This is a genomic window from Acidobacteriota bacterium, from assembly GCA_028875575.1.
Lineage (GTDB): Bacteria > Acidobacteriota > Terriglobia > Versatilivoradales > Versatilivoraceae > Versatilivorator.
In genome coordinates this window covers 1-12504 of sequence record JAPPDF010000028.1, presented here as the reverse complement: position 1 = coordinate 12504, position 12504 = coordinate 1, and the positions used below count along the sequence as shown (strand labels likewise).

The following is a 12504-nucleotide window of genomic DNA, read 5'->3' as shown; positions in this document are numbered from 1 at the left end:
ACAGGACACCGGACTCCCAAGACCATATCCTGTATATCCTGTGCATCGATGTTAATAATCCTTAGTGGCTGTGCGCGCCGTTGACGCAGAGCCGTCTCGCTTAGTGGCCCTTTGTGGTCCTTCGTGTGTCTTCGTGGATAACTCTTTTTTCTTTTGTTTCAAATAAGGTTGCCTTGAAGGGAGCCACTGGAAAATGAAACCTCTAGCCAAACCGAGGGCGCTGGTAGTGACGGTCAGCGACTCCACATCGCGCGGGGAGCGTGAGGACCTTTCCGGTCCGGCTGCCTGCGAGGCCCTGCAGGCGCTGGGGTGCGAGGTTCTGGACCGTGCCGTGGTCCCGGACGAGTTGGAGAGCATCAGGGAGTGCCTGTTGAAGGGCTGCGAGGTTCACAAGGCCGAACTGGTGGTGACCACCGGTGGGACCGGCCTGGCCCCAAGAGACGTCACTCCCGAAGCCACGGCCTGCGTCATCGAGAGGGAAGTTCCCGGGCTGGCCCAGTTGATGCGGTCGGAGGGGATCAGGAAGACTCCCAGGGCGGCTCTCTCTCGCGCCCTGGTCGGCGTGCGCGGCAGGACTCTCATCGTCAACCTGCCCGGAAGCGTCAAGGGGGTTCGGGAGTCCCTGGACGCCTTGCAGGCCGTGCTGCCCCATGCGCTGGAGGTCATCTCCGGGAACACGGTCCGCTGCGGCGGCTAGTCGCCCCAGGCTCAGACCTTGTCCGGCACGACGTATGGCGGACGATAGGAACGTTTTAGAAATTGATTGGCTTCCCGGTCGTCGGCGAATCGCTCCTGTTGGGGATCGAAATTCAAGGTTCGGCCGGTGCGATAGGCGATGTTGGCCAGGTGCGCCAGTGACGACGAGATGTGCCCTTCCTCGATCTCGGAGTTCAGATGTTGGGGCTTGCGGGATCTCACCGCTTCAATGAAATTCACATAGTGGTTGCCAACCTCCTCCCGGGCCGGTCCAGGTTCGCGTTTTCTTCCCAGGAAGGTCCGATAGGCATGGTATTTGGATATCTCGACATACCCCTCGGAGCCGTAGATAAAGGCCCCGACCTGGCTGTCGCCTTCCGAGTTGGTGATCCAGTGCCGGACTTCGAATGTCAACAACTTCTTCTGGTCGGGGTATTCGAAGCTGGCCATCTGGACGTTGGGAGTTTCCTGGTCGTCGTCAAAGAGAAAGTGCCCCCCCATGCACTGCACCTTTCGCGGAAGCCCCACGCCCAGACCCCAGCGGGCCAGGTCCATTTGGTGGGGGCCCTGGTTTCCGATATCTCCGTTGCCGTATTCCCACTGCCAGTGCCACTCGTAGTGAAAGCGGTTACGAGTGAAGGGACGACTTGGGGCCGGCCCGATCCATAAATCGTAATGGACGCCCGGCGGAACGGGCTCCACTTTGGCCCTCCCGATGCTCTTCCGCCACTTGTAACAGAGCCCTCGCGCCATGTAGACCTCTCCGATCAAACCTTGGCGGATCTTCTCCATGACTTCCTGGAGCGCCGGGCTGCTGCGATTCTGAAAGCCGACCTGAACGATACGGCCGTACTTGCGAGCCGCCTCCACCATCTTTCGCCCCTCCCAAATACCGTGAGAGCTGGGCTTTTCCACATAGACATCCTTGCCCGCCTGACAGGCCCAGATGGTATTCAGGGCGTGCCAGTGGTTGGGAGTTGCAAATGAAACCACGTCGATCTCCTTCTCATCCAGGAGTCGACGCACATCCACGAAGGATTGGGGTTTTTTGCCGGTCAGCTTTTCCGCTTCGGCCACTCGATGGTTCAAGATGTTTTCGTCCACGTCACACAGGGCCGCCACCTCCAGGTTGTGGCTCCGCAGTTGGGCGAAATCCCGGATGTGCCCTGCGCCGCGGCCGCGCAGGCCCACCACCGCCACCCGAATTCGGCTGTTGGCCCCCAGGGGACCCGAGGCCTGGGCCAGGCCCGAGCCGGCCGCCGCCAGAGACGTCATCAGAAAGGTGCGCCGATTGATTGCGTTCATGGGGTTTTCTCCGGAGAGCCTTTTGCAAAATTCCACAGGTAGGGGACGTGAATTGGGGACGTCCCCAGTGCTGCACGACGAATTTTACAAAAGGCTCCAGAAATGATGGTGCGGATGTTGGCAACATTGTAGCAATCCTGCATTTCGATAAACATCACTTTTGGACCTGTCCGACTGGGACCGCCGGCTAGTCGGGCGCCGGGAGAAAAGGGGTTTTCCCGGACCGCCCGAAGCCAATCGGTAGGGTTTGGCGTATAATGGCCGCGAGACCTTCCGCGTCCTGACGGGGAGTTGCAATGGCAATCGCATCGACTACCTTCGAGGAGCAGTACTTCTCCATCCTGGAGCGAGCCTCCAAACCGGGCCGCTATATCGGCGGTGAGCCCAACATGGTTCGCAAGGATCCGGAGTCGGTTCAGATCCGTTTCGCCCTTGCCTTTCCGGACGTGTATGAAATCGGAATGTCTCACAACGGCCTGCGGATGTTGTACCACCTGCTGAACGGTATCGAGGATGTCTACGCCGAGCGGGTCTTTGCACCCTGGGTCGATATGGCCGACTTGATGCAAGCCGAAGGATTGCCGTTGTTGAGTCTCGAAACCAAGACGCCGATCGACCGGTTCGACCTGGTGGGGTTTTCTCTCCAGTCCGAGCTGACCTACATCAATGTCCCCTACATGCTGGATCTGGCGGGAGTGCCCCTGCGTTCGGAAGACAGGGGCGAGGGGGACCCGTTGATCTGTGCCGGCGGACCCTGTACCTCCAACCCGGAACCGCTGGCGGACCTGGTGGACTTCTTCGTTATCGGAGACGGGGAAGAGGTTGTCCTCGAGCTGGTGGATCTCTGCCGGGAGGCCAGGCGGAATGGGCTCCGGCGCTGGCAGATCCTGGAGCAACTGGCGGCACTGCGAGGCGTCTATGTGCCTCAAGTGCATCAACCCGAAGCCCCCTGGACGGTGGAGCCGAACCCGGCAAAACCCCGCACCCTGGTGAAGAGACGCTGGGTGGAGGCATTGTCACCCGACTTCTACCCGACCAAGCCGGTGGTGCCGGTGATCGATGCCATTCAGGATCGCGTGAGCGTCGAGGTCATGCGGGGGTGTACCCAAGGGTGCCGTTTTTGCCAGGCGGGCTACTGGTACCGCCCTACCCGGGAACTGGAAGTCAACGACGTCATGCGGCTGACTTCGGAGATGCTGAAAAACACCGGGAACCGCGAGGTGGGACTGCTCTCCCTTTCGACGGCCGACTACAGCCAGGTGGAATGCCTGACGCGGGAAATGTCTCGGACGCTCTCCCGGGACAAGGTCTCCATTTCGCTGCCCTCCCTGAGAGCCGATGCCTTTTCCGTTTCGCTGGCCGAGAACGTCGGAGAAGTCAGAAAGAACGGGTTCACCTTTGCCCCCGAAGCCGGGAGTGTTCGATTAAGACAGTTTGTGAACAAGAACATCAGCAACGAGGAGCTGTTCCAGGCCATCGAGACGGCCTACAGGCAAGGCTGGAACCTGATCAAGCTCTACTTCATGATCGGTTTGCCCAGCGAGACCGACGCCGATATCCGCGAGACGGTGGATCTGATTCGCCAGATCGGCGGGATCGGAAAGCGGTTCAAGGGACCGCGCAAGGTGAATGCCAGCATCGGCACCTTTGTTCCCAAGGCATTCACGCCGTTTCAATGGGATCGCTTTGAAGACCTGAAGGTGACCACCCAGCGCCTGGATTACCTGAAAGCCAAGGTGCGGTTTCCTTTCGCCCGACTCAAGTGGCATGACCCGGCCGAGTGTTTCATCGAAGGTGTCCTCTCCCGGGGAGACCGAAGGGTGGGAAAAGCCCTGATACAGGCCTACCGGCTGGGTTGCCGTTTCGACGGTTGGGACGAAACCTTCAACTATCAGCTTTGGATGAAGGCTTTCGAGCAGAGCGGGGTCGACCCCCACTTCTATAACCGCGATTTCGCTTTGAATGAAGTGCTGCCCTGGGATTTTATCGATATCGGAGTCTCCAAGCGGTTCCTGTTGACGGAGCGGGAGCGATCCTATCGCAAGATTCAGACCTACGACTGCAAGTGGGGAGACTGTCGGGGATGCGGCATCCCGGGAAACTACGAGGATATCAAGCTGGCCGGAATTCCCGCGGAAGAGGAGCAGCCGGTGGATGTTCATTGGCCCCGGACAGATGGGATTGGCGGGCCCGGCGGAAACCCGGCAAGCTCAAACCCGGTCCCCGATCAGGATGTCCAGGCAGAGGGGCCGCTGGTCCAGATCACCCTTCCTGCGGATTCAAAAGCTCCTGAGACCAGGGAGACTGACCAACCATCGACTGTAGCGGCGCTGGCTCCTTCCGCGGAAAAACTGCCCTCCCGGTCCTACCTGGTTCATTATCGGAAGGAGGGTCCTGCACGGTTGCTGTCGCATCTCAACGTCCTCAAGCTGCTGGAGCGCGCCTTGATTCGCAGCGACGTGCGCTTGAAGTTCACCGAAGGGTTCAACCCTCGACCGAAATTCACGGCCTCGCCGGCCATTCCTCTGGGGATGTCCAGCCGCTCGGAATATCTGCGGTTTGAAGCTTTCGGGGAATTGTCCGAATCGCTGGCGGCTCAACTCAATGACTGCCTGATAGAGGGTCTCGAGGTTCAAACCGTCGAGGCAGTGGAGGAGGGCAAGAAAATAAGGATGACCCAACCCCTGCAGGTCAGCTATCGGGCCTGGCTCCCCGATGGAGCCACATTGTCAGCCCCAGACGAGGTCGCCGAACTCACCGGTCGAGTCTATGATCTGATCAGCCATCTGGCCGATCGTGATCGCGGCAACGCCTTCTACTGCAATACTCCCGAGCACGAGAGAATTGCCGATCTGAGGGTGATTTGCGAAGAGCCGCTTGAGCTGATCTTCACGCTCTCCCTCAATCCCGAAACGGGCTCCATGATGAAGGCCAAGAATCTTCTGGGAGAAGTGCTGGGTTGCCCTGAGACTCTCTTGAGCCGGTTCAGATTCTCGAAGGAGTCCCTGTCTTTTGAAAGCTCCGCTGGCGCGGCGAAGGTGGCCTCCCCCAACGCTCACCCCTGAATCAACCTGCAAAACTGATGTTTGAAGGCGGGTCAGGAAGCCTGTCCATCGGCGGAGTGCGATCCCCCGGCGGAGTGCGCCGACGGGGCATCATCCTGATTGCGGTTTCGGTAGCTGGTGCAATCCACGCAGGTTGACTCGCGCCAGTTCGCTTTCATCTCCGGGTGGTCGCACACCAGCCTGCGGTTGTACTGGGTTCGGGTACGGAAGAATTCCTTGGGAGCTCTCTCCCTGGAAAAAGCACAACTGCGCAGTTTCTTGACGCCGGCTTTCATGATCGGTCAACGGAGTCGGTCGGTGGGTCGGAAGCGAGGGAAACGTCTCCCAGCACGCGGAAGCGACGGCTTCGCTGAAGCACCAGTTGCTCGGCGGAGAGCGCCTTCAACGCCTTCAGGCCCTCTTTCAACTGTCGATCCACCGAAGCGGCAGTCTGTTCGGGGTCGTTGTGGGCTCCGCCCTCGGGCTCGGGGATCACCTCGTCCACAATACCCAGGCGCTGCAGATGGCTCGAGGTGATTTTCAATGCGTTGGCGGCTTCTTCAACCTGCGACTGGTCCTTCCAGAGAATGGCGGCGCACCCTTCCGGGGAGATCACCGAGTAGTAGGCGTGCTCCAGCATGTAGACGCGGTCCCCGATCCCGATTCCCAGGGCTCCCCCGCTGCCGCCCTCCCCGGTAATGGTGACCAGAACCGGCACGGTCAGACGGGCCATCTCCCGCAGATTCTGAGCGATGGCTTCGGCCTGTCCCCGCTCCTCCGCTCCGATGCCGGGGTAAGCTCCCGCCGTGTCGATGAAGATGAAAATGGGGCGGTCGAACTTTTGAGCCAGCTGCATCAGGCGCAACGCCTTGCGGTAGCCCTCCGGCTTGGGCATTCCGAAGTTGCGAAACAGCTTCTGCTCCGTATCCCGCCCCTTCTGGGTCCCGAGAATCATGCAGGGTTCCCCATGGAAGCGGGCCATGCCGCCGATCATGGCGGGGTCGTCGGCAAAGCGTCGATCCCCGTGCAGCGGTGAAAAATCGCTGAAAATAAGTTCGATGTAGTCCTGGACGTGGGGGCGCCGGGGGTGGCGGGAGAGTTGGACGCGGTGCCACGAGGTCAATTCCGTCGAGGAATCCCGACGCATGCCATCAAGGCGCCGGCGAAGCGCCTCCAGGTCTTTGGCGGTGCCGTCGGATGAAGGCTGGCGAGAGAGTTCCTGGATCTGCTGCTGGAGGTGCTCGACCTCGTGGCGCTGATTTGCGGTGTCTTTGGCCATGGTGGACTCCGGTTGCACCGAAAATTAGCGGCGAACCGAACCCGTCCCGCAAAGGGTCTCTACCTGCCGGACGAACCGCCCGTCGGCCCTCACCCGACCTAAGTGCCTTGATTGCAAGGTTATCAGATAGGATTGAGGGTGTTCAAGTTGAAAGGTAACCCGGCTGTCGCCCGGGTTTTCCTCCATGATTGAGCGCAACTTCAGGGGCAGATCCTGGGCCATGGCCTCCAGCTTGACGTAAATGGTTACCGGCGAGGCCACCTGCGGACCAATGATCGGCTGGATCTCTCGGACGATTACCTTGCGATTTCCGGAGTCTTCCAACTCAAGGACGCCCCGGACCAGAACGGCCGCCTCCGATTCCATCAGCGACTCGCAGCGTTTGAAGAGGTCCGGAAACACCACGGCGTCGACCGAGCCGCTGAGGTCCTCCAGGGATAGAGTAGCCATCCGATCGCCCTTCCGTGTCCTCAGCAGCCTCAGGGAGCTGATCATGGCCCCGACATGAACTTCCTGACTGCTTTCCAGTTCGTTGATGTCCTCGAGTTTGGTGGAAGTAACCGATTCGATCTGATCCACGAACTTTTCCAGCGGGTGTCCCGTGATATAGAACCCCAGGGCTTCTTTTTCGCTGGAAAGGATCCGCGCCTGCGGCCACTCCGGGGTGTCGGGCAGTTCCCGGGCGAGCTGGAGCGATTGGTCGTCGCTTGAGGGAGCGCCGTTGAAGCCGGCGAAGAGTCCCCGCTGGCCCGATTCCCGGTCCCGCTGGATCCGCTGGGCCGAGTCGATGGCGCGATCGAGCGAGGCCAGCAACTGGGACCGGTGCCCTCCCAGGGAATCCAGGGCGCCAGACTTGATCAAGCTCTCGATGACCCGCTTGTTCAGCACCCTCAGGTCGATCTCCTCGCAGAATTCAAAAAGGGACCCGAACCGGGAAACCCGCTTTCTGGCCTCTAGTATGGAGACGATGGCATTGGTCCCCACGTTCTTGATGGCCGCCAGGCCGAACCGGATCTCCGGCCCGGATGGAGTGAAGTGAAGGTCGCTCACATTGACGTCGGGAGGAAGGATCTTGATGCCCAGGTCCCGGCACTCGTTGATGTACTTCACGATCTTGTCGCTGTTGTTGATTTCGCTGGTCAGCAGCGCCGACATGAAGCAGACGGGATAGTTGGCCTTCAGGTAGCCGGTCTGGTAGGCCAGAATCGCATAGGCGGCGGAGTGGGCCTTGTTGAACCCGTAGCCGGCGAACTTCACCATCAGGTCGAATATGCGCGCCGTCTTGCGTGCATCGAATCCCCGGTCTTTGGCGCCGGCAATGAATTTCTCACGCTGGGCTTCCATCTCTGCCTGCTTTTTCTTTCCCATGGCACGCCGCAACAGATCTCCTTCCGCCAGTGAATAGCCCGCCAGCTTGTTGGCGATCTGTTGCACCTGTTCCTGGTAGAGGATGACCCCCAGGGTTTCCTCGAGAATCTCTCTCAGCTCGGGCAAGTCGTAGGCCACCTTCTTCCGGCCGTGCTTCCTCTTGATGAAGTCGTCGATCATTCCGCCTCCGAGAGGTCCGGGGCGGTAGAGAGCGTTGAGAGCGGTAAGGTCTTCCAGCTTTTCCGGCTTGAAGCGCCGCAGGATGTCCTTCATGCCAGCGCTTTCAAACTGAAAAATGCCGTTGGACAAGCCCTTGGAGAACATCTCGTAGGTCTTGCCGTCGTTTACCGGCAAGGTTGCCAACTCGACTTCTTCTTCGGTGGTCTGCTGGATGAGCTTGACCGCCTGGTCGAGGACGGTCAGGGTGGTCAAGGCCAGAAAGTCCATCTTGAGCAACCCGATCTCCTCCAGGTAGTCCATGGCGTACTGAGTCGTTATTTCGTCCTTGTTGCTCTTGTAGAGGGGCACGATCTCCGTCAGGGGCACCGGGGAGATCACCACGCCGGCGGCGTGGGTGGAAGCGTGGCGCGCCATTCCCTCCAGTCGCAGGGCAATGTCAAACAGCTCACGTACCCGCTCGTCCTTGGCGATCATCGAGCGCAAGGCCGGTGTTGTCTCCAGCGCCTTGGTCAGCTTCATGCCGATTTCCGCCGGAATCAGTTTGGCGATGCGGTCCACCTCGGCGTAAGGCATGTCCAGGCCTCGCCCCACATCCTTGACGGCAGCTTTGGCCGCCATGGTCCCGAAGGTAACGATCTGACAAACGTTGTCGCGGCCGTATTTCCGGGTCACGTAGTTGATGACTTCCTGGCGGCGGTTGGTGCAGAAATCGATGTCGATGTCAGGCAGGGAGATCCGTTCCGGGTTGAGGAATCGTTCGAACAGCAATCCGTGCTGCAAGGGATCGATGTCGGTGATCTTCAGGCAGTAGGAGGCCAGGCTCCCTGCCGCCGAACCTCTGCCGGGTCCGACCGGAATCCGCTGGTGCCTGGCGTAGCGCATGAAGTCCCAGACAATCAGGAAATAGCTCGGGTAGCGCATCTCCTTGATGATTCCGATTTCGTGCTTGAGCCGCTCTTCGTAAGCCTCCAGAGGGAGCTTCAGATCTCCGCGACCCTGCAGAGATCTCCAATAGGGGGTCCGGGCTTCGAAACCCTCCCAGCACACCTGCTCGAAATACTCGTCCAGGCTTTTCTCTCCAGGCACCTCGAAGTGCGGAAAGGTCTGGCCGGCTTCTTCGAACTGAAATTGGCACCGTTCCGCAATGGCAATCGTTTGCCGGATGGCTTGCGGGTGGTCCCGGAAGAGATCCGCCATTTCCCGGGCGCTCTTGACGTAAAACTGGTCGGTGGCAAAACGCATGCGGTTGCGGTCGCTCATGGTCTTGCCGGTCTGGATGCAGAGCAGCACCTCGTGGGGACGGGAGTCCTGTTGGGTGACGTAGTGACAGTCGTTGGTGGCGACGATGGGACTGTCCAGGTCCCTGGCCAGCCGAACCAGGTCGGGGTTGATGCGCTTTTCAACTTCCAGGCCCTGATCCTGAAGCTCGATGAAATAGCGGTCCCTTCCGAAAATGTCCTGGAATTCACCGGCGACCTGACGGGCTCGGTCGTAGTGTCCCTCGGCCAGGTTGGAACAGACCTCTCCGCTCAGGCAGGCCGAAAGGCAGATCAGCCCCTCCTGGTGCCGGGACAAGAGTTCCTTGTCGATGCGCGGTTTGTAGTAGAAACCCTGCAAGAAGCCGTGTGACACCAGCTTGACCAGGTTGCGGTACCCGGTGGAGTTTTCGCAGAGCAGGACCAGGTGGTGGTTGGACTTGTCACCGCCCGTGCGTTCGCCGGCCGCTCCTCGCGCCACGTAGACCTCGCAGCCGATGATGGGCTTGATCCCGTGCTTGTGAGCAGCCTTGTGAAAGCTCATGGCGCCGAACAGGTTGCCGTGATCGGTGATGGCCGCCGCCGGCATCTCGAGTTCGGACAGGCGCTTCATCAGCGGCTCGGCTGAGCAAGCGCCGTCCAGCAGGCTGTAGTCGGTGTGGAGGTGCAGGTGAACGAAGTTTTCCGGGTTCATTGGCGTCTATGGCTGAAACAGGTGATGGAAGCCCGTCAGGTGATTGCGGGAACCACGAATCGACGGGCGCAATTCATGGACTGGCGGTCACTCCCACTCTATGGTGGCGGGCGGCTTGGAACTGATGTCGTAAACCACCCGGTTGATTCCTTGCACTTCGTTGACGATTCGGGTCGAGATTCTCTCCAGGAGGGAATAGGGCAGCTTGACCCAATCGGCGGTCATCCCGTCCCTGGAGTGTACTGCCCGCACCGCACAGGTGTACTCGTAGGAGCGTTCATCCCCCATGACACCGACGCTCTTTACGGGCAACAGCACGGCGAAGGCCTGCCAGATGTCCTGGTAGAGCCCGGCCCGCCTGACTTCGCTGACGACGATTTCATCGGCTTCCTGAAGGAGCGTAACCCGGGCCGGGGTCACTTCGCCCAGGATGCGGACAGCCAGTCCCGGCCCCGGGAAGGGTTGCCGCCCGACCACTTCCTCGGCCAGTCCCAACTGCCTGCCGACGTTGCGGACCTCGTCCTTGAACAGATCGCGCAGGGGCTCGACCAGCTTCAACTGCATGGTCTCAGGCAGGCCGCCGACGTTGTGGTGGGACTTGATGGTGGCCGAGGGGCCCTTGACCGAGACCGATTCGATCACGTCCGGGTACAGGGTCCCTTGAACCAGGAAGTCCACCCGGCCCAGTCGGCGGGCTTCGCGCTCGAAGACGGCGATGAATTCCTTTCCGATGATCTTGCGTTTGCGCTCGGGGTCGGTCACTCCGGATAACAGCTCCAGGAATCGATCGCCGGCGTCGACTCCGCGGACGTGGAGCTTCAACTGGTCTTGCATCCGGGAAAGCAACCGAACGTATTCATTCTTTCGCAGCACTCCGTTATTGACGAAAATGCAGGTCAGATTCTCTCCGATGGCTCGATCCACCAGAACAGCAGCCACCGTCGAGTCGACACCGCCGCTTAGGCCGCAAATCGCTTTTCCCCGGCCTACTTGCCGCCGAATTCGATCGACGGACTCCTGGATGAATTGGGACGGCGTCCAATCCCCCCGGCATCCGCAAATCTCGAAGAGAAAGTTCTCCAGTATCCGTTTGCCCTCTTCGGTATGGGCCACTTCGGGATGAAACTGCAGACCGAAGATGGAGCGGTCCGGATTCTCGGCCGCGGCCAGGGCGTTGGCTGAGAGGCCCGTGGGCCGAAATCCCGGGGGGAGCCGGACGATGTGATCTCCGTGGCTCATCCAGACGTTGGATTGGGCTTTGACGCCCTGGAACAACGGGCTCTCGGACTCGAGATTAAATTCCGCCAGGCCATATTCACGCCTGCCTGCGGCTTCGACCTGGCCCCCCAACTCCAACGCCAGAAGCTGGAATCCGTAACAAATACCCAGCACCGGAGTGGTCAGCTTCCAGAGTTCAGCGGCAGTACGGGGAGCCTGGTCTCCATAGACCGAATCCGGCCCACCGGACAGGATAATGCCTTGGGGCCGGCGCTGCCGGATCTGCTCAATGGGCAGATCAAAGGGAACGATTTCGCAGAAGACGTTGGCTTCCCGAACCCGTCGGGCGATGAGTTGAGTGTATTGCGAGCCGAAATCCAGAATGAGAACGCAATCGTGGGAAGGGGGCATTGCGGAGGTCCCTGGGGAAGACGGTTGGATTATATGCGAGCCGGATGGCTGGCTTCAATAAGTCGCCGGTGTGATTGAACCCAACGCCAGAAAGAACTCCCGGTTCCCTTCGGCCCCCAGGATCGGAGAGGGAATCGATCCCAGGAGTCGATATCCCAGGTCCCTGGCGCAAGCGCTGACCTTGTCGACGGCCAGGCGGTGCTTTTGAGGGCTTCTGACAATCCCCCCCTTCTCGACCTGGCCCTTGCCCAGCTCAAACTGCGGCTTGACCAGACAGAGGGTTCGGGTTGTGGACTTTTGGAAAACATCGAGCACGGGCAGAACCAGGCAGAGAGAGATGAAGGACAGGTCCAGCGTGATCACGTCAGTGGTCTCTCCTATGTCTTCAAGCTTCAGGTAGCGGGCATTGAGTCCCTCCAGGCAGCGGACCCGGCCATCTTTTCGCAACTTCCAGTCCAGTTGATTGTGCCCGACATCGACCGCGTGGACCCTGGCGGCCCCCTGCCGGAGCAGGCAATCGGTAAACCCGCCGGTGGAGGCCCCGATATCCAGGCAAATCTTTCCCCCGACCTCGATTGAAAAATGCTGCAAAGCGTGCTCCAGCTTCTGTCCTCCGCGGGACACATAGATCCTGGCCTCGGATTTGAGGCGAAGCCTCGATGTCGAATCCACCCGGGTCCCGGGCTTGTCGATCCGTTGCCCGTCAGCCAATACGGAACCCGCCAGGAGCAGGGCCTGGGCCTGGTGGCGGCTCTGGGCCAGGCCGCGGGCCAGCAGCAGCTTGTCAATCCTTTCCTTCATCTTGGGCTAGCCCGCATTTCTCACCAGGCCGCTGGAGGCATTACAAGAAGTAGATTATCTTCAGCACCTTGATTGGCTCAATGTCAAGGGCTTGCGCATCACAGACGGCGCTGGGCATGCCCTGGCTTGTCCTTTTCCCTTCAGCGCGCACAGGCTCCCTCGACCGTAGAAACCGCTACGCTCTTCGGTCGCGAGCACGCGCTGAAGGGAAAATTCCTGCGCCATGATCATGCCCCCTGGTGAGAAATGCGG

At 60.1% G+C, this 12504-nt stretch carries 8 protein-coding genes; 2 read left to right on the top strand and 6 right to left on the bottom strand.

Going from position 1 to position 12504, the window contains the following annotated elements; all coding sequences use genetic code 11:
- The first annotated feature begins 193 nt into the window (after positions 1–193).
- The gene (locus tag OXI69_03260; protein ID MDE2665150.1) at positions 194–697 is read left to right on the top strand and encodes a MogA/MoaB family molybdenum cofactor biosynthesis protein; all 504 of its coding nucleotides are present in this window, start codon (positions 194–196) and stop codon (positions 695–697) included.
- 11 nt (positions 698–708) lie between these two features.
- Here OXI69_03260 and OXI69_03255 read toward each other — a convergent pair whose 3' ends face one another.
- Positions 709–2001 (bottom strand): Gfo/Idh/MocA family oxidoreductase, encoded by a 1293-nt coding sequence (locus tag OXI69_03255; protein ID MDE2665149.1) that lies wholly within the window; start codon positions 1999–2001, stop codon positions 709–711.
- Between the two features lie 296 nt (positions 2002–2297).
- On the opposite strand from OXI69_03255, the gene OXI69_03250 reads away from it, so the two are divergent.
- Positions 2298–5066, top strand: a complete 2769-nt coding sequence (locus OXI69_03250; GenBank protein MDE2665148.1) for a TIGR03960 family B12-binding radical SAM protein — start codon at positions 2298–2300, stop codon at positions 5064–5066.
- Between the two features lie 32 nt (positions 5067–5098).
- On the opposite strand, the gene OXI69_03245 is transcribed toward OXI69_03250, so the two are convergent.
- The 5 genes from OXI69_03245 to OXI69_03225 all read right to left on the bottom strand — a co-directional run bounded on the left by OXI69_03245 (position 5099) and on the right by OXI69_03225 (position 12252).
- Complete coding sequence (locus OXI69_03245) at positions 5099–5341, bottom strand: hypothetical protein (protein MDE2665147.1); 243 nt, start codon at positions 5339–5341, stop codon at positions 5099–5101.
- Positions 5338–6324 carry an acetyl-CoA carboxylase carboxyltransferase subunit alpha gene (locus tag OXI69_03240; GenBank protein ID MDE2665146.1) on the bottom strand — a complete coding sequence of 329 codons (987 nt, stop codon included), beginning with the start codon at positions 6322–6324 and terminating at the stop codon, positions 5338–5340. Before OXI69_03240 ends, OXI69_03245 begins: the two co-directional genes overlap by 4 nt.
- A 24-nt stretch (positions 6325–6348) precedes the next feature.
- A complete protein-coding gene (locus OXI69_03235; protein ID MDE2665145.1) occupies positions 6349–9822 on the bottom strand; it encodes a DNA polymerase III subunit alpha in 3474 nt (1157 codons plus the stop codon).
- Between the two features lie 87 nt (positions 9823–9909).
- On the bottom strand, positions 9910–11451 hold the full coding sequence (gene guaA / locus OXI69_03230; GenBank protein ID MDE2665144.1) for a glutamine-hydrolyzing GMP synthase: 1542 nt from the start codon (positions 11449–11451) through the stop codon (positions 9910–9912).
- A 54-nt stretch (positions 11452–11505) separates the two neighbouring features.
- The gene (locus OXI69_03225; GenBank protein MDE2665143.1) at positions 11506–12252 is read right to left on the bottom strand and encodes a TlyA family RNA methyltransferase; all 747 of its coding nucleotides are present in this window, start codon (positions 12250–12252) and stop codon (positions 11506–11508) included.
- Positions 12253–12504 lie beyond the last annotated feature (252 nt).

What these genes read in the sequence shown, in the direction of transcription:
- OXI69_03260 (MDE2665150.1), top strand. Translation starts at nt 194, where the DNA reads ATGAAACCTCTAGCCAAACCGAGGGCGCTGGTAGTGACGGTCAGCGAC.
- OXI69_03255 (MDE2665149.1), bottom strand. Translation starts at nt 2,001, where the DNA reads ATGAACGCAATCAATCGGCGCACCTTTCTGATGACGTCTCTGGCGGCG.
- OXI69_03250 (MDE2665148.1), top strand. Translation starts at nt 2,298, where the DNA reads ATGGCAATCGCATCGACTACCTTCGAGGAGCAGTACTTCTCCATCCTG.
- OXI69_03245 (MDE2665147.1), bottom strand. Translation starts at nt 5,341, where the DNA reads ATGAAAGCCGGCGTCAAGAAACTGCGCAGTTGTGCTTTTTCCAGGGAG.
- OXI69_03240 (MDE2665146.1), bottom strand. Translation starts at nt 6,324, where the DNA reads ATGGCCAAAGACACCGCAAATCAGCGCCACGAGGTCGAGCACCTCCAG.
- OXI69_03235 (MDE2665145.1), bottom strand. Translation starts at nt 9,822, where the DNA reads ATGAACCCGGAAAACTTCGTTCACCTGCACCTCCACACCGACTACAGC.
- guaA (MDE2665144.1), bottom strand. Translation starts at nt 11,451, where the DNA reads ATGCCCCCTTCCCACGATTGCGTTCTCATTCTGGATTTCGGCTCGCAA.
- OXI69_03225 (MDE2665143.1), bottom strand. Translation starts at nt 12,252, where the DNA reads ATGAAGGAAAGGATTGACAAGCTGCTGCTGGCCCGCGGCCTGGCCCAG.